The organism is Sporanaerobacter acetigenes DSM 13106, assembly GCF_900130025.1.
GTDB classification, from domain to species: domain Bacteria; phylum Bacillota; class Clostridia; order Tissierellales; family Sporanaerobacteraceae; genus Sporanaerobacter; species Sporanaerobacter acetigenes.
Map to the genome: position 1 here is coordinate 77,762 of NZ_FQXR01000002.1, position 17,551 is coordinate 95,312.

The 17,551-nt window shown below is 31.5% G+C and carries 13 protein-coding genes; 4 read left to right on the plus strand and 9 right to left on the minus strand.

Going from position 1 to position 17,551, the window contains the following annotated elements:
* Positions 1-2 precede the first annotated feature (2 nt).
* Both BUA21_RS00405 and BUA21_RS00410 read right to left on the minus strand, forming a co-directional pair.
* Entirely contained in the window at positions 3-770 is a 768-nt protein-coding gene (locus tag BUA21_RS00405; RefSeq protein WP_200796483.1) for a nucleoside phosphorylase, read from the minus strand.
* A 267-nt stretch (positions 771-1,037) separates the two neighbouring features.
* Positions 1,038-1,934 (minus strand): SPL family radical SAM protein, encoded by an 897-nt coding sequence (locus tag BUA21_RS00410; protein WP_233242562.1) that lies wholly within the window; start codon positions 1,932-1,934, stop codon positions 1,038-1,040.
* 180 nt (positions 1,935-2,114) lie between these two features.
* Here BUA21_RS00410 and BUA21_RS00415 point away from each other — a divergent pair, with 180 nt between their 5' ends.
* Positions 2,115-3,149 carry a hypothetical protein gene (locus BUA21_RS00415; protein ID WP_072742561.1) on the plus strand — a complete coding sequence of 345 codons (1,035 nt, stop codon included), beginning with the start codon at positions 2,115-2,117 and terminating at the stop codon, positions 3,147-3,149.
* A gap of 58 nt (positions 3,150-3,207) precedes the next feature.
* Here the strand turns inward: BUA21_RS00415 and BUA21_RS00420 are convergent, their stop codons facing one another.
* The 3 genes from BUA21_RS00420 to BUA21_RS00430 are packed head-to-tail and all read right to left on the minus strand — an operon-like array spanning position 3,208 to position 7,920.
* Positions 3,208-4,992 carry an ABC transporter ATP-binding protein gene (locus BUA21_RS00420; RefSeq protein WP_072742562.1) on the minus strand — a complete coding sequence of 595 codons (1,785 nt, stop codon included), beginning with the start codon at positions 4,990-4,992 and terminating at the stop codon, positions 3,208-3,210.
* Positions 4,961-6,781, minus strand: coding sequence for an ABC transporter ATP-binding protein (locus BUA21_RS00425; RefSeq protein WP_072742563.1), 1,821 nt, complete (start codon positions 6,779-6,781; stop codon positions 4,961-4,963). The genes BUA21_RS00420 and BUA21_RS00425 overlap by 32 nt, the downstream gene beginning before the upstream one ends.
* A complete protein-coding gene (locus BUA21_RS00430; RefSeq protein WP_072742564.1) occupies positions 6,778-7,920 on the minus strand; it encodes an ArsR/SmtB family transcription factor in 1,143 nt (380 codons plus the stop codon). The genes BUA21_RS00425 and BUA21_RS00430 overlap by 4 nt, the downstream gene beginning before the upstream one ends.
* 241 nt (positions 7,921-8,161) lie before the next feature.
* Here BUA21_RS00430 and BUA21_RS00435 point away from each other — a divergent pair, with 241 nt between their 5' ends.
* Positions 8,162-9,355, plus strand: a complete 1,194-nt coding sequence (locus BUA21_RS00435; RefSeq protein ID WP_072742565.1) for a saccharopine dehydrogenase family protein — start codon at positions 8,162-8,164, stop codon at positions 9,353-9,355.
* 265 nt (positions 9,356-9,620) lie between these two features.
* Here BUA21_RS00435 and BUA21_RS00440 read toward each other — a convergent pair whose 3' ends face one another.
* On the minus strand, positions 9,621-10,526 hold the full coding sequence (locus BUA21_RS00440; RefSeq protein WP_072742566.1) for a DUF4300 family protein: 906 nt from the start codon (positions 10,524-10,526) through the stop codon (positions 9,621-9,623).
* A gap of 194 nt (positions 10,527-10,720) precedes the next feature.
* On the opposite strand from BUA21_RS00440, the gene BUA21_RS00445 reads away from it, so the two are divergent.
* Positions 10,721-12,100, plus strand: coding sequence for an MATE family efflux transporter (locus tag BUA21_RS00445; RefSeq protein ID WP_072742567.1), 1,380 nt, complete (start codon positions 10,721-10,723; stop codon positions 12,098-12,100).
* Between the two features lie 4 nt (positions 12,101-12,104).
* A complete protein-coding gene (gene tnpB / locus BUA21_RS15310) occupies positions 12,105-12,272 on the plus strand; it encodes an IS66 family insertion sequence element accessory protein TnpB (protein ID WP_159429079.1) in 168 nt (55 codons plus the stop codon).
* Here the strand turns inward: tnpB and BUA21_RS00455 are convergent.
* The 3 genes from BUA21_RS00455 to BUA21_RS00465 are packed head-to-tail and all read right to left on the minus strand — an operon-like array spanning position 12,262 to position 17,529.
* A complete protein-coding gene (locus tag BUA21_RS00455) occupies positions 12,262-14,205 on the minus strand; it encodes a vWA domain-containing protein (RefSeq protein WP_072742568.1) in 1,944 nt (647 codons plus the stop codon). The genes tnpB and BUA21_RS00455 overlap by 11 nt on opposite strands.
* 13 nt (positions 14,206-14,218) lie before the next feature.
* Entirely contained in the window at positions 14,219-15,445 is a 1,227-nt protein-coding gene (locus tag BUA21_RS00460) for a hypothetical protein (RefSeq protein WP_072742569.1), read from the minus strand.
* Complete coding sequence (locus BUA21_RS00465) at positions 15,442-17,529, minus strand: P-loop NTPase family protein (RefSeq protein WP_072742570.1); 2,088 nt, start codon at positions 17,527-17,529, stop codon at positions 15,442-15,444. Before BUA21_RS00465 ends, BUA21_RS00460 begins: the two co-directional genes overlap by 4 nt.
* Positions 17,530-17,551: the final 22 nt, after the last annotated feature.

Here is a 17,551-nt window from a genome sequence, read left to right on the forward strand (position 1 = left end):
TTTTATAGTTTCAAACACGATTCTACAGCAAACCAAAATAAGTTTTTTCTTATGTCACTTCTTGCATTCCAATTTCTTGAATCCCATTCTTCACAACTTACATCATCTCCACCATATAAAATTTGCCCAAACTTTATACCTCTAAATTTTGCCACCGCAAAGAAAGCCGCTGCCTCCATTTCAACGGTTACACATCCTTCTTCTTTTCTCAATTTTATCTTTTGTGGTGTTTCTCTATAAAAGGCATCTGTTGTCCAAGTCTTTGATATTAAATACTTACACTTATGGCTTCCTAAAACTTCTTTTATCACTTCTACCGCCTCTTTGTTAGCTTCCACTTCCCTGCTTGGTGGAAGATAATGATACGACACACCTTCATCTCTTACTGCTAAAACTGGTATCACAACGTGTCCAACTGCAATTTCTCTATTTAGAACCCCAGCACCACCACAGACAATAAATTTATTCATACCCATTGCTATTGCATCTTCTAACACTGCAGCAGCCATTGGTGCCCCTACTCCTGGATTAAAAACAATAACTTTATTCCCTTCAAATTCTAATTCATAAATAGGATTTTCTCCCATTTCAGATTTTAAAAAAGCTATAGGCTTTAATTTACCCTGATTCTTTAATTCCTGTAAAACATCATTAAAAAAACACATTACCCCATACTCTGGTATATCTAATTTTTTTATTATATTATGAGGTTCAATAACCGCTTCTTTCGTATCATCGAATTCTAATATTGGAAACTCCTTTTTTAACAAATCGATCCCTCCTTTGCTATTCTTTCTTACCATATATTTATATATAAAAAAACCACGGAATCACTTTTTAAATAGTGACTCCGCAGGTTTAAATTTTAATCTGCGTGTAGGAAATTTCTATGTACAAGAAACTTTCCCTGTACCGCTTAAGCACAGCTCCACTTCAATCATGCCCTAGATACACTCACTTTGTAATTGTAGGATATGTTAACACATTATATAAAAACTGTCAATGCTTAAATTGAAAATTTCATATCTCACTATATCTTATAAATCAAAAATACTAATCTGTCGAGTTGAATTTTTCTGTTCAAATGTATTAAGGTAGCTAAAAACAACATTTGGATCGTATAGTATTCCATTTTGCTTACATCTTCTATAAAATAACTCCATCAATTCTTGATTGTTTTTGCTCCTAATATCGTACATATTTCCATAAGATTGTATGTACCGTTCCTTTAATCCAGGAAATTTCTCGTCTAAAGCTCTGTAAAAATATTCTCTATTTCCATTGCGCAATGTCAGCCCCATACCAAAACAGATGATGCCCTTTACCCCAGCCTCCTCGCAATAATTTAAAATTCCATTTATATTTTCCGCCGTATCATTTATAAAGGGTAAAATCGGAGATATCCAAACTACTGTAGGAATTCCATTTTCCTTCATTACTTTTAATACTTCAAATCGCTCCTTTGTAGTAGATACATTTGGCTCTATTAATCGGCATGAATCCTCATCAAATGTGGTCAATGTCATTTGTACAACACATTTAGTCTTTTCATTAATACACTTTAAAACATCTAAATCTCTAAGTATTCTATTAGATTTGGTCTGTATAGCTAATCCGAAGTTATATTTCTCAATAAGTTGTAGACACTTCCTAGTGTGTTGTAATTGTATTTCCAATGGAATATATGGATCAGTCATAGCACCTGTACTAATCATGCACTTTTCACGTTTTCGTTTTAAAGCATCCTCCAACAACTCTATGGCATTTCTCTTGACCTCTATATCTTCAAAATCGTGTTGCATTTGATAACATCTACTTCGTGAATCACAATAAATGCATCCGTGAGAACAACCACGATACAAATTCATCCCATTTTTACTAGATAAAATCCCTTTAACTTCTACCATATGCATCTTTGTCACCTTTACTTTCATAATATTTGCTAAACATTCACACAAGTAATTCTAAATCAATATTATATCAAATTAATCCGGCCGAAGGCTATAGGCTCCAATATAAAATCTGAAAATTCTCTATATTCTTTGATTTTTACTAGACAAAGTGATAGTATATTAGTATGTACTTAAATGTTTTTATAAAAAGGGGGATTTGATATGAAAAGAAAACTAGCAGCAATACTAATGACAAGCATGTTGCTATCAGTATTCTCAATGGGGGCTTTTGCAGAAGGGGATACAAAATCACCTACAGCATCTTTTGATGAAAAGGTTACATTGAATGATGCAGGAGAAATTATGCCTATTCGTAGAATTGTCTTAAATCTTGAAGATGAAGATGGACCCTACACCATTACTAGAGTTAGACTTAGAGACATGGCTTTCGCATTAAAAGACACAGAAGCCAAATTTAATGTTGATTTTGATACGAAGGAAAAGACTATTATTATTACAACTGGAGCTACATATGAACAAATTGATTTTGATAAAAGAAAAATTGATTTAACAAACGCTAATATTAAGCCTTCATCACACAAAGTACTAGTAGATGGAAAAGAAGTTAATTTAGGTGCTTTTAATGTTGACGGAGAAACATATTGCTCCATCTCTTCCTTAAAAAAAGCATTAGGGAAAAAATTCTATGTTAGAAATATTTATGAAACCGGAGACACTCTTATAAGTTTCGAGAAAAATGATGTGGAAGAATTTAACAAAGAAGCTTTTGATGCAAAAGTCAAAGAAAAGAAAATCACATTAGTTTTTGCTGGCGCTCCATGGTGCCCATGGACTATATTCAATCTTGAAGGATTGATTCCTTTCCAAGAATACATTGACAATAACGGAATAGACGCACAAATTATAGCAATGGTACATGACCATCAAGATTATTATAAAGCAGATCTTCTAAGAAATTATCAGAAAAAATCACCTAATCCAGAAAAAGAATTAACTGATTATCCATTCTACACAGTAGGTATGACAAAAGAAGCTTGGGACCATATCAGTGAAATTGCTGAAACAGAATTGAAATACCTTCCATCAATTTTCTTTATGAATGATGAAGGAAAACTCGTTAAATATATACAAGGTGGAGATCTTGGAGACGAAGAAGAAGAGGAAGAAGAACCTGTTCCTTACGATTATATTGAAATTTATAAGGAAATCATGAAAGAATTAGAAAAAGCGAAATAAAAAAAGCTTCCATTTGAAGCATTTTGCGACAGCGAGAACCGTCCCCGCTGTCGCATTTCTATATGATTTGCAGTTGATAATTTTTAGCTTGGGTTGTAAATAATTCACTATAAAGATTGTTTTGTTTCATCAAATTGGTATGACTATCAAAAGCTTTTATCTCTCCATCTTGCAACAACAATATTTTGTCACAGAAAACTGAAGAACTCATCCTATGAGATATAAAAATAGCGGTTCGCCCTCGCACTAAGCGATGGAAGTCCTCATAAATTTCACTTTCTGCCAATGGGTCCAAAGCAGCAGTTGGTTCATCTAATATAACAAGTTCACCTTGCTTTACTACAGACCTTGCAATTGCAAGTTTTTGACGTTGCCCTCCAGAAAAATCTGTGCCATCTTCATGTATATGTTTATCCAAATAAGTATCCAACCCTTTTGGCAACTCACAAATAGCAGCTTTGATATTGGTTTCCTCTAATACCTGCCAAATTTCTTCATCGGACACATTGGTCCTTCCTGCTACTATATTTTCTCTTATAGTAAATGGAAACAGCTTATAATCTTGGAAAACAACCGCAAGTATTTTCATATACTCATCATAATCATACTCCTCTATGTTTCTGCCATTATAAAGTATCTCCCCTTCATCAGGTCGATAAAAACGGCAAATTAGTTTTACAATAGTACTTTTTCCTGCATTATTTAATCCCACAATTGATATCTTCTCGCCTTTATGAATACTAAAACTAATGTTATTTAAAATCTTTTTTTCACTTTTTGGATAAGAAAAGGATATATTGTGAAATTCCAATGTTTCAAAACTTTCAGGTACAATCTCACCATGCTTTTCTTCACTTTCAGGCAAAGCCATAAATTGAGCAAAAGGCTCTAAATAATTTAGGGATTCAATAAATTTGAAATAGCTTTCAACTGCAAACATAAATGCAGTGGAAAATTGCTGACTTGCTCCTACCAAAAGTGTAAATTCTCCTATCGTGATTTTAGTCCCAAATTGCGTGGAAAGTACACGAATTGCTCCATAGGTAAAAGTTACAAATTGTGTTAAGTGATTGAGCAAACTTTGGATTGATAATATATTTGCAATTTTAATATAAAGTTTATCAAACCATCTCATAGATTCCATATTTAAATCTGCAATTTTATCAACCATCATATCACTCATATTATAGATTCTAAAATCATTTTGCTGAGAACCATTCAAACATTGCCCAACATAATAATTATATTTACGATTTATAGGAATAACTAATTGTGTTGATTTTTGAGTTTCAATAACTATTCTATAACTAAATACTAAACTAAGTGCTGATAATACAAAGATAATTAGCAAAAATAGATAATTAAATTGAATTATAATTCCACTAATTCCAACTAGAGTAAATACTGCAGTTAAAAATTTAATCATTGAATTTACAATAACCTCTAATGCACCATATGACTGGACAGCAAAAGTAGCTCGTTCCTTTAAATCCAATATGTCTGGATCTTCCAAATAACTATAATCAATAGCAGTTATTTTTTTTGCAAATCTTTTCATAGTCCTCTGATTTAAGATTCCTTTTTGATTGTTTTGTTTGATCACAATCCATTTATTTGTTTCTAATAATACATATTTTGATACTCCTATAACTAATAGCATTTTCAAGAGATAGGAAATAGTAACCTTCTTCATAACTGCATCTATAAGCAATTTGGGTATCATTATGGTCAACAAAGTATTTAGTGCACTTGCAATAGCCCCAATAAACAACCACAAATATATGGAAGGCATAATTTCTTTTATAGTTTTATTAAATACTTTCAACACTTGCCTGTTTTTCATTTTTCTCCACCTCCTGATAATACTTTCCTTGAGTTTTAAACATATGAGCATAAAGTCCATCATAATTCAACAATTCATCATGAGTTCCTTCTTCTAACACTTTTCCGCCATCTAATAGTAGTATTCGATCACAAAAAAGAGTACTTGCTAATCTATGAGAAATAAATAATGAGGTTTTTCCTTGCATAATTTGATCAAATTCACGATAAATCTTTTCTTCGGCAAGTGCATCCAATGCTGCTGTAGGTTCATCCATAATCATCATTTGTGTTCCTTTTCTATAAAGTGCCCTTGCAATCATAAGTTTTTGATTTTCTCCACCTGACAAAACGGCACCATCTTCATTAATAATCTTTAATAGCATTTGATCTATTCCCTTTTCATACTGGCTAATTTTATCCCAAAGTCCAACTTGTCTTAAAGCCATTTCTACCCTTTTCCCATCAATATCTTTAGAACTAGCAGCTACATTTTCCTTAATCGTCACAGCCAATGGCTCAATATCTTGAAAAACCACGCCAAACAATTCATGTAAATCCTCAATACTAAACTGCGTATAATCAATATCATTAATAAGGATTCTGCCTGAAGTCGGACGATAAAGTCCCGTAAGCAATTTCACAATTGTGGTTTTCCCAGCTCCATTAACACCTACTAGTGCAAGCTTTTCTGAAGGTTCAATCTTAAATGATAAATCTTCAAAAACATATTTTTTAGAATTTGGATATTTAAAAGAAACATGTTCAAATTCCACCGATATTGGTGTACCAGGTGCATAGCTTTTATCTGATTCATCTGTAATGAAATTCATATCCAAAAAACCAATTGTATCTTTACAATAGGCAAATTCTCTATGTACATTTGCAAAGTCCTCTGTAATCTCGTTCATCATAAGTGAAAATATACTAGTTGCAGTTAAATACATAACGAATTCTGAAACTTGAAATGTCAACATACCATTGGTCGTTAATATATAGTAAGCAAATAGATCGGCAAATACCAATCCTAAAATGGACAATAATGAAAATCTTCTTTCAATTAAAAACAAATCTCTATAGATACCTTCTAGGTTTTGGATTTCATTTTCATAACTTTGTAAAAAACGATCTTGAAAATTATAAATTCGAATATCTTTTCCATAACTAAAATCTGTAGTTAGATGCCCATAGCCAAAATTTCTTCTTTCTGCTTGATTTAGCTCTTCTTTTCTTTGGTAACGTGCATCCGATATCTTTGTCAATGTCCAAAATGTAAACAATACAGATAAAAAAATTACTACTACAATCCAAAAATTAATTCGAGCTAAAATAATGGCAAGTAAAATTGCACCAAGTAATTTTGCACCCAATAGATAAACCATATGATAAATCCCTTCAATTCCATTGGTATTACTTTGAACAGCAATTATACAAGATTCCATCTCATCTGCAAATTCTGGGTTTTCATAATACTTCAAATCCATAGTCATTGTCTTATGCATCAATTTCTTCAAAAAATTCATTCGAATCAAGTTAATTTTATTATATGTCCGTCTTTCAGTCTGTGTTTTAATGATTTCTAAACAAAAACCACCCAAAGATACAAGGGCGATAATTTTTATCACTTCTCCAATTTCCACATTGCTTTTTAAAATTCTACTCGTAATCCATTCCATAGAAAAAACAGATAATACAGGAATCAAACCGCCTGATATTCCATGTAAAATCATACTCCACCAAATCTCTTTGGTGATAGGTTCAACCATCCGTTGGATGGTTTTTTTCTTAGATGCAGCTTGAATATATCTCATTTTTTACACCCCTTTTCCCATTGGTCAAATAATTCTCCCAACTTTTCAATTTTTTTATCATTCACATGATAATAAACTTTTCGTCCTTTAGTAGTCATATAAACTAGCTGTGCCTTAATTAATTGTTCCATATGATGTGACACTGTAGCGGAAGTAAGACCTACAGTACAAGCAATCTCTTTTAAATAGTGTGGTTTTTGACTTAACAGTTTCATAATATTAAATCGATTTTCTTCTCCCAAAGCCTTCATTTGTTCAACGAAAAGTTCCGCATCATGTTTTTCCTTGTTAAGTAACTCCGTAAGTTCTTCAAATAGAATACCAAAAATCATATTTGGTCTTATGGATTCATCCATAATAATTGTCATTCCTAATGTACCTTTATTTATGATTGAAAAATATAAATGGATAGACTCATCACTTGGAAAATTCCAACGTTCAGCATCTATATAATTTGCAATTGGGGTGTCTTTGACATCATCTTTTCCTGAAGAAGAAAACAATTCTACTTTGGATTTAACATAATGCTCTACGTCACTATAATATTTCAAATAAATTTTTTCGATTCTTTGAATAAGTTCAACATAAGCAGAAAATCTTTCATCTGCATGTTGAAACAAATCCATCATTTTAATTTTTTCATCATTATCTAACTCAGAAGCCATAATTTTTCCTATATAATATTCTGCATCAAATGCTCTATCCTTCACTTCTTCAAGAGCTTTTCTAGTCTCTTCCATGTCATCTAAATCTACTTGTTCTGCTTCGGCATTTATGTTTTGAAGATGATAATAACAAGCATTAAAAAATTCTGTTTTCGATAGTTCATCCACTTCCTTTGCATTGGTAAACCTAGTCACCGATTCAAAAAATCCGTAATCCTCTTGGTTTGATTGGATGCTGAATAATTCTTTCCATTCTGGATAACCTTTTAAAACATCTATTGATTCATCAAAAATCTTTACATAAAACTTAATCAAATCGCTGTATTTTTCATTGATTTCATCTTCAGATAATATAAAACGATCCTTGTTTTCAATGATATGTACAGGCTCTCCTTTTTCACGATTTAAAATTTCTCTTACAATAGCATTTGCTTCCCAATAGATATTGGGTTTATTCTCAACAATTAATTTCATTATCCTACCCCTCATAATTATATTTTTCATATTTCTTTTATTATATCCCTAAATTAGATAAATGTCAAATATAGATGTATGTATGTCTTAGATTTAAAAGGCTTCGAATTATTCTTGTGATTAAAATTGTCATAAATGAGTGAAAATTGTTTGCAATTTATAGACTTTTACAATTGTTGGTGATATAATATTAACAAGCAATTAGTAGTAAAATATATCAAAATAAATAAGGGGGATTATTATGAAACTAGTCGTATTAGGTGGCGCAGGTTCTCAAGCACTTTATGGAATTAAGGATTTAATCAATCATGGTAGCATTTTCGACGAGGTAATAATTTCATCTCGTAATATTGAAAAAAATAAGAAAATTGTAGAAAAACTCAACTCACCAATAGTGAAAGCAGCAGAAGTTGATGTTTCTGACGAAGAAGCATTATATGAACTTATAAAAGATTGTGATGTAGTTGCTAACTGTACAGGCCCTTATCATCTTCTTGCCTATAAAATTATTGAAACTACAATAAAGGCTGGTAAGCACTATGTTGACTTCTGCGATGATATTGAAGCATTCAATAAAATATTTGAATCAGACTTACCAAAAAAAGCTGAGGAAAAAGGTCTTAGCATGATAATGGGTCTTGGCGCAAGTCCAGGATTTTTATCAGTACTAGCATGTAGTGCAGAACAACGTTATTTTGATTCACTAGACGAAGCTATATTCTACTTTGCATGTGATGAAAAAGAACCAGGTGGTCCTGCAGTGCTTGGACATATGTTAGAATGTATACACAATGCTCCATATATTAAAGATGGGAAAAAATTAAATGAACCTTCATTCCGTGAAGAATGGGATTTTGACTTTGGAGAACCTTATGGTGTTCGTAAAGTCACTAGAATAGGTCATCCTGAGGTATTTACATTCCCTAAATACTCACCAGGAATTCAAAACGTATCTGTAAGGTTCAGCCTTGAACCATTTTCAGCATACGAAGGCTTTAGAGAACTTAGCTTAGCAGGTCTTACATCTACTCACCAACTTAATATCAATGGAAATCCTGTATCACCACGTGACTTTGCACTAGCTGTATTATTAGCACAAAAAGCAAGCCAACCATCAATGACAGAAGAAGAACTTAAGGAATTCTTAAAGGGAGTTACTGCATGTGCAGCCACAGAGCTACATGGCAAAAAAGATGGTAAAGATATGTCTTATATAGGAAGAGTAGCAGGAAACATGGCTCCACTTACAGCAATACCATTAATCATCGCTACTGAAATGTTAGGTAAAGGTGAAATAAATAAAAAAGGTATTATGGTAGCTGAAGAAGCTATTGAAGATGCAGATAAATTTGTAAAGGAAACAGTTAAGAGAATCCGTGACGATGGATTTGGATTTACAGTTACAGAAGAACTTACTGTTAGAGAAAAGTATTAACACAGTTTAAAAATTTGAAAAATATCTTCAAGACTAAAATTAAAGTGTGATAACAGGGATGCGACAGTAAGAACCGTCGTCCCTGCTGTCACAAAGTCTAATTAAATTCTTCATTTTATTGCATATTAAATATAAATATTTCCCATCTTTCAGCTCTAAAATATTAGGCTCTTTTTTTAAACCTATAACTCCATTATACATATTTGCCCCCGACACTAACTTTTGATCATAATGTTATCCTCTTTTCCTACCATTTTTATTATAATTAATTATCTTCTGGATTGTTCGGATTTTCCCTGTATCCTTCTAAAAGTTCATCATTCTCCATAATAAACGGCTTTGCAGTTGGCTGACCCCAAGATACATCGTACTTGTTCATAAGATAATCATTAAGTTCTATACGATTGTCAAACTTAATTGCTTGATAAGGTTCCTGAAAAGATAACTTTTCAAGGAATAATAGTTTTCCATCTTCAGTTGGAATTAAAACACCTGCATGCCCAATAAACAAATAACTATCTTCTTCAAAATGGAAGAAAACAGAAATAAGAGAAACCTTATCACTATTTAAAAATTTAATATCTTTACTCTGCCAATCATCCTTTACCTTATTAAGATGAACAGATATATCTTTTGTATTTTCTGTTGGAATAAAAGAGAATAAACTTTTAAATTGTTCTTCTTCAACTTGATTAAAAATCTTTTCCGGACTATTCTCTAAAGCATCTTTATCCATGAATAAGTGACTAGTATTTTCAGTATTTGGTTTGCCAATAAAAATCATATCTTTCATTAAATCAAAAGATGTCATTCTACAATTATAACCAACAAATTCAGGGTTTTTAGCATCCCACATTTCCTGTATTGCTACCTGATCATACTCTGGTTCAAGATTATGGATAGTTTCAAATCCATCTTTCACCAAACTTTTTCCCTCAATTGTATTATTATAATTATTAACTTTTTTAAAGAAAGAATCAATGTTTTCCGGTGCAATTCCAGCTGATTCCATAGCTTTTTTTACCTCATCTTGACTTGTTGAATCTGCCAAATTTGAATATGTTAAACTCTTTTTGTACTCTTCTTTTTTATTTATTGGTTGATTAGAGCAAGCTGTTAAAGCTACTAAGAGAATTAAAATGATTAATAAAATATTAGATAGTTTTTTCATAATTAGTTTCTCCCTCTCCTTTTTATCATGTATTATTATCCATTCTAACAGGAAAACAGGAAAAATAATTTACAATTTAATTACAACAACTTTATCTGTACAGTATAATTTGTCCACAACTCTAAAAAAACTATCTCAACTATTTAAAATTATGATATAATTTTAAATATATCTTAATTTTCGGAGGGACAAATATGGGAAATTTAAAAGAATTATTCGCCCCGAAGGATCTTACAGAAGGTCCTCCCTGGAAGCGAATAATAGAATTTGCAATACCTATGTTAATAGGAAATGTTGCTCAGCAATTATATAATACTGCTGATTCAATTATCGTAGGGAGATATGTTGGTGACAACGCCCTTGCTGCAGTTGGTAGCGCTTCTCCAATATTAAATCTTTTGCTAGTACTATTTGTAGGAATTTCTGTAGGAGCTAGTATAATGGTAGCTCAATATTTTGGGGCTAAAGATCGAGAAAAACTATCCCACACTATTGGTGTCTGTTTATCACTGACAGCTATAGCCTCAATAGCAATTATGATTATTGGACCAATTATTGCTCGTCCATTACTTTCACTTCTTAAGACACCAAAATCTATTATAGATTGGTGCACAGACTATTTAACCATTTTTTTTATTGGAATTGCAGGATTTGCTTATTTTAATATATTATCTGGAGTTTTAAGAGGACTTGGGGATTCAATCTCAGCTCTTATTTTTTTACTGATTTCTACTGCTTTAAATGTAGTACTTGATATTATCTTTGTTGCTAAGTTTAATATGGGCGTTCCTGGAGTTGCATTTGCAACTATTATTGCACAAGGTTTTTCAGCTATTCTATCCATTATAAAATTAATGAAATCTAAAAATAGTTTTGATTTAAATCTGAAAATGTTGAAACTAAATAAGGAATATTCTCATAGACTAATAAAACTTGGTTTACCATCAGGATTAACACAAGCTATTTTTTCTCTTGCAATGATTGTAGTACAATCATTAACTAATAGTTTTGGTGAAATGGTCATAGCTGCTAACGTAATTATAATGCGTGTAGATGGATTTGCCATGATGCCAAACTTCTCATTTGGTAGTGCTATGACAACATATGCTGGTCAAAATATAGGAGCTAGAAAAATGGATAGAGTAGAAAGAGGTACTAAGGAAGGTACTATGATTGCTGTAGGAATTTCTACTACAATAACTATTTTGCTTTTGATTTTCGGTAAATATCTTATGGGTGTTTTTACTGACACTAAAGAATTAGTTGATTTAAGCGTACACATGATGAGAATCCTTGCAGTAGGCTATATTGCAATGGCAATAACACAAAGTCTATCTGGTGTAATGCGTGGTGCTGGTGATACTATGACTCCAATGTGGATTTCACTATTTACAACAGTTCTTGTTCGTGTTCCAATAGCCTATGGTATTGCTTATTTGACTAGAAGTGAAGCATATCCTACAGGAAGGCCTGAATCCATTTTTATTTCTCTACTTATGTCTTGGACAATAGGAGCTATTATAACTATTATTTTCTTTAAGAAAGGTAATTGGCGTAAAAAAGGTTTCATTTGATGGATTGGCTGTTCTTATACAGGAAAGTTTCAATCTTGATCCTTTTTCAAGAAGTCTATTCGTTTTTTGTAATAGAAATAAAGATAAAATTAAAATATTAGAATGCGACAGTGAGAACCGTCCCTGCTGTCGCATCAGTGAGAACCGTCCCTGCTGTCGCATCAATTGTTAAAAACAGATTGCATATTTTTTCTTACTGCTTTTAGCAATTCTTTAGGTAATTTTTCCACTTGTTCGCCGATCATTACCCCCCGTGGTTGTTTGTATCCTTCATTCCATACGAAATTAAATATTTTTTCATTTGTTTCGCTATTTTTACCTATTTGAAATGCATATATTTCAACATTCTTAGATATCAAATCTTGTACAGCTTCTTTTGCTGCCCCTGGAAAACTTGATGCTCCATCTGTAATCTCAAAGACTATCTTTATTTGTTTGCCTTTTTTTAGTTCACTTTCCTGTATAGATGTAATGCTATTAGATATTTCCCTAAGGCAACTTGCATCGTCAGTAGCTCCATCTGTTGCATCCAATTTTACAATTGAGCGAATTATATCGCTTTTTTCTTTTTCCCTCTCCCTTTTGTCGTTAAACTCTTTAACATTATAATACTTGCTGCCAAAAAACCAAGTTTCACTTAAAACTTCTACTTTTTGATTTAATTGTTCTCCATTACTTTTCAGATACCGATTGAAATCATCTATTGACAGCAATGTCACTGCCAAAGCTTTTCTTGCTGCCTCAATTTTTGACTCATTCATTGAGCCTGAATTGTCTATCACAAAAGAAATCTCTATTCTTTCAGGCAATATATCTGTTTGAGGCTCTAGTAAATATCGGTTGAAAATCGGAAGATTTTTATAATTACCTTTTTTTTCAGCCTCCACAAAATCTGGATAATAGTCAATAAAGTTATCAATATCTAATTTTCCTTTTATTTGACCATCTTTTTTTACATTTATTTCTTTTTTGGCATCTCCTATAAGCTTTTCCCAAAATTGACGCATTTGTTCCCTTTCCAATTTCATTTTGTTTGAATAAAATTGAAACAATTGCTGATCTGTTTGACTAATCCCATAAGGAGTTAAATCCACCTTACCTTCCATGGTATTTTTTACACTTGCATTTATTTCCTCTTTTTTATCTAGCATTTCTTCTAAAATTCTTTTCTCTTCTTCCCCAGTAGATTCGAATGAATCTGGTACCTCATTTACTTCAGATTGTTCAAAAGGATTTTTATTTCCTTTAAGTTTTTCTTTTTGCTGTCCTTTTGATTTATAAAATATCATGCCATTAATTTCTTCTTTCCACAATTGTTCAAAAACTGGAAAGATAAATGAACGAATAAATTGATCTCTTTCTACAATTCCCTGATCATTATTTATCTGTCTAACTAATTGATAATGAATAAAGTCATAAAAAGGCTGGTTGAAAATTTTTCTATCAAAGGGACTTTGGGTGCATCCTTCTATTTTAGGCTCTATTTTATATAATTCAACAATTAAAAAGCTATTTGCAAAAGCTCTATGTCTAGGCATTTCAAGAATTGACTCACTGGTCTTATCTATTTTTTTCATATATAAAATGATTTTCTCGAAATTTTCTTCATCCCTATATATAGGACACATCTGCAAAACTCTTAAGAATGCTACTTGCTTATCTAATATATGTAAAAAATCAAGGACTTCTTTTGTTACATAATTCGAAATAATTTTGGGTTGATAGGCCTGATCTTTTTCTAACCCTTCCTTTTTTATCCTAGCTAGAATATAAATTGTCATCCGATCAATTTCTTTCTGCCAATCTTTTTTTCTACTGAGATATTTTTTAGTTTGCCTTTTCCAATCAGGATATAGGGCTAGCTCATAGTAGATATGCCACATAATTTGATTTTCATCTAAATTTCCATCCAAAAAGCTTTGAAGCGGCAAGTACAAAACCCCTTGGGAAGGATCTAATCGAAACCTTTCTAATTTTGGATCAGGAATATACATCAAACTAGAATCTCCTGTAAATGTAGCCAATGAGCGTTGTTCGTTTTGCAAAAATTCTTCCAAATGTTTTTTGGATTCTTCGATTAAAATTTGTTCATCAAATTCAAACATGCCTCTTCACCCCCTATTGATACAGTGGCAGATTCCACAAGTCTTTTGGTGTATTAATTCGATTAATGTCTAATAGCTTTAATTTGCCTGCTATATCCATAAGCAGATATTTTGAAATATCTAATTTTAAGACATTTGTAAAAAAAATATCTTTGATTGTAGACTCTTCATTTAGGTCCCAATTCCCAAAATTCTCCTCAAATAAGTATATCATCCCATCTTCACTTAAAACTACAGCTGTACCCTTTTTAGATTGAACATCAAACAAATTGCCCTTTAGATCATCTATCTCCATTTTTATAATTTTTTCATCTTCGTATAAGGAAAATATTTTAAGCTGTCCTTTGTTTCCTACCACTATAAGAGAATCCTTTTTGCCATCTTCATTCTCTAGAAAGCTAATTTTCCTTATTTCATCATTTAGAAAATCCATTTCTTCTGTAATAATAAACTGCTTGTTCCTATATTTGATAAAATATAATCTTCCCGTCTTTGTTCCAACTACAAAATAATCATCACTTATTTTTTCCATTGTAGCCCAATTTGAAACACTACAATATATATCCTCATGAAATATCAATTGATATTCATCTTTTTCTTTTATTATTTCGAATAAACTTAACTTTTCTTCTCCATTCTCAACTACAAATAAATCATCATTAATTGCTAAACATCTTCCAAACCCATCAAAATCAGAATCCATTCCAATCTTTTTAACTTCAATTTGTCCGTTGACATCAGGTATTTGCTCAAAATTATCACTTGAAATTAAATAGCATCCTCCTATTGCTCCAAAGAGCAAAATTTCTTTATCATTTAATTTATATATGAATGAAATTCTCTCCTTTATCTCTTTGATAGGAGCACTCCACTCCACTTCAATTCGGACATCATCGCAAATATCTATATAAAAAAATTGAACACTTCTGTCTACACTAGCTGCAATAAAAAGATTTTCATTGATCCTTGATATACTTTCTAAAAAACTATCAAATCCAAAAGCCCCCAATTGTTTTGTCGGATTTACCTCCATAAAAGTCTTTTTGATATTATCTACATAAACTCTATAATATGGAATCAATTGAGTCAATAGCTCTTCTTCTATTTGGAAAAGTTTTTCTAATTGTTCTTCGAAACCCTCATCTAAAATTCCATCTGTTTGACATTTATTTAACTTTTTTCTTAGAATTTCAACTTGATTCTTGAAATATTCTACGTCTACTGACAAATTTGTCTTCATTCTTCTCCCCCATTATCTTCTAAGTATTCAAGTAAATCTTTTGAATGCTCTAAATGAGATAATTGTTGGTCTAGTTTTTCATATTTCTTTGTATCAATTGGCAATGGATCACCAATATTATATTTAAAATCTTCCATTAATTCTTTTGGCAAAGTTTTTCTAGTGGTTCCCTTCCCAAATATTAGATGAACTACATCTAAATAACTTAAAGTTTCTATTGATGGGCGAACATAGTGATATGGGCGAGTACGAATTTCATCATATGTTGTGTTTGCTTCTCCTATACCTTTTGTCTCAATCTTCCAACCTTCTGTTTCAGAGAAAAAGCCAAAACGCACTGCTTGTGAGAGAATATAATTTTGATCGTCAGGATAAGTAATTGAACTAATGAACCCATCCCACAAAGCCTTACTCAAATCTTTTTCTTCACCTTGATTCCAATTATCTAAAACGTGCAAAATATTACGGATTGATAATACAGATTCTCGAAGTTCCACTTCATTGTCCTTCCAATTCCCCATAAAAACATTTTGAGTAACTCTACACAATTGAGAAAATCGAAACAATTCTTCCAATGTCCTCTTGGAATTAGGAATATGAATATTCCCATTTTTATCCGCCAATTGTGTTAGTATTATTCTAAAAAGTTCATTTTTTTCTGGAAACTCTTGATCTTCTAGAGAACCCATTATATTTTGTGGTACATAATTATATTCAATAGTCACAAAACGTGATTTAAATGCTGGATTTAACTCATTTGTTCCTTCATAATTGACCGTTTGAGTTGACAAATTTCCTGTACCAATAAATCCAAATCCAGGTTTAATCAAAACAGGACCAACTCCTGTAATATAGGCCGTACTTCCCGCATGACGCTGCAATATATCATTCAAAGCAATTAAATTTTGCATGGCAATCGTATTTAATTCGTCTACGATTACAGGACGGCCTTCTTTTACTGCAATCAAAATCTCTTTTTCTATTTTTTTGATTTCAGTACCAAAGGCGCTATTACTTGCTACCAATAAATCAGAAAAGCTCTTCCATATTTGAATCTTAAGCTGTAACTGCTCTTCATCAGTCATCTTCTCTAGCCTTTCTTTGTGTTCATCCATCCATTCATAAAAATCTCCTATGATCATATTTAAATAATCTGAATATGAGCCTTCAGAAAAGCTGTGTTCTAGGGATAAAGTTTTCTCTACAAACATATCTTCGTAAGTTAAATTATGTGAACCAGATATAAAAAGTGGCTGTAAAAATTCTATTTCCTCTTTGCTTCCATTAGTTAAAATATTTTTATAGTAAAGTATTCTTTCTTCATTGAATTCTCTAAATTTTTGAATAGCATCTTTTTCTGTTGCATGTGGATTTCTACAAAACCAATCCTCCATTTTGTCTTCTAATTCTCTTTGGATTTTATTTTGAATAGTAAAATCCACAGCTGCCTCAATTGCTAATTGTGTCTTCCCACTTCCTAAATGTCCCACAATATATACAGGAACACCTAAATCTAGCGAATCTATTACTTTTTGTTTTGCTTTAGCTACATAAGGTACATTTACTAAACGCTGTTGATGTTGATTTTCTATATCTCCTATCAATTGACATTTATAATAAAATTCCCATGCCTCCGGAGAGCTTTCCAAAAGCGTTTCTAATTCTTTTCCCAATTTTTTTATACAATCAACCCTATATCTTGTTGCTGAATTGCTCCCATAATGACTATAATTGTTGGTTTCACTATTTACCCTTCTTTCAAATCGGAGGAAGAACTTTTCATATTGGATTAAATTTTCAATTTCTTGTATCTTTTTGCCCATATTTGCTGTTTCTTCTTCTACATAAGCTTTATATTTTTCATAATATATATTATCTTTTTTAGAATCAAAAATAATTTTATCATCTATTTCTTCAAATCTTCTAAAAGCTTTAAAAAATGATCCCTGTTCTTCTATTTTTTTACTATTTTCATATTTCAATGATTTTAAAGCTTCCTTGCGTAAATCATCTCTATACCAAATTTGCATTTCTTCTATAGTAGGAATATAAGCTTGATTAAGATTTTTATTTTGTTCTTTCATGAAAGTTTTCTCCTTTATATAG

Bases quoted from the DNA above. Each gene is read 5' to 3' on its own strand.
- BUA21_RS00440 (WP_072742566.1), bottom strand. From the start codon at position 10,526: ATGAAAAAACTATCTAATATTTTATTAATCATTTTAATTCTCTTAGTA.
- BUA21_RS00455 (WP_072742568.1), bottom strand. From the start codon at position 14,205: ATGTTTGAATTTGATGAACAAATTTTAATCGAAGAATCCAAAAAACAT.
- BUA21_RS00415 (WP_072742561.1), top strand. From the start codon at position 2,115: ATGAAAAGAAAACTAGCAGCAATACTAATGACAAGCATGTTGCTATCA.
- BUA21_RS00435 (WP_072742565.1), top strand. From the start codon at position 8,162: ATGAAACTAGTCGTATTAGGTGGCGCAGGTTCTCAAGCACTTTATGGA.
- BUA21_RS00420 (WP_072742562.1), bottom strand. From the start codon at position 4,992: ATGAAAAACAGGCAAGTGTTGAAAGTATTTAATAAAACTATAAAAGAA.
- BUA21_RS00445 (WP_072742567.1), top strand. From the start codon at position 10,721: ATGGGAAATTTAAAAGAATTATTCGCCCCGAAGGATCTTACAGAAGGT.
- BUA21_RS00410 (WP_233242562.1), bottom strand. From the start codon at position 1,934: ATGAAAGTAAAGGTGACAAAGATGCATATGGTAGAAGTTAAAGGGATT.
- BUA21_RS00430 (WP_072742564.1), bottom strand. From the start codon at position 7,920: ATGAAATTAATTGTTGAGAATAAACCCAATATCTATTGGGAAGCAAAT.
- BUA21_RS00425 (WP_072742563.1), bottom strand. From the start codon at position 6,781: ATGAGATATATTCAAGCTGCATCTAAGAAAAAAACCATCCAACGGATG.
- BUA21_RS00465 (WP_072742570.1), bottom strand. From the start codon at position 17,529: ATGAAAGAACAAAATAAAAATCTTAATCAAGCTTATATTCCTACTATA.
- BUA21_RS00460 (WP_072742569.1), bottom strand. From the start codon at position 15,445: ATGAAGACAAATTTGTCAGTAGACGTAGAATATTTCAAGAATCAAGTT.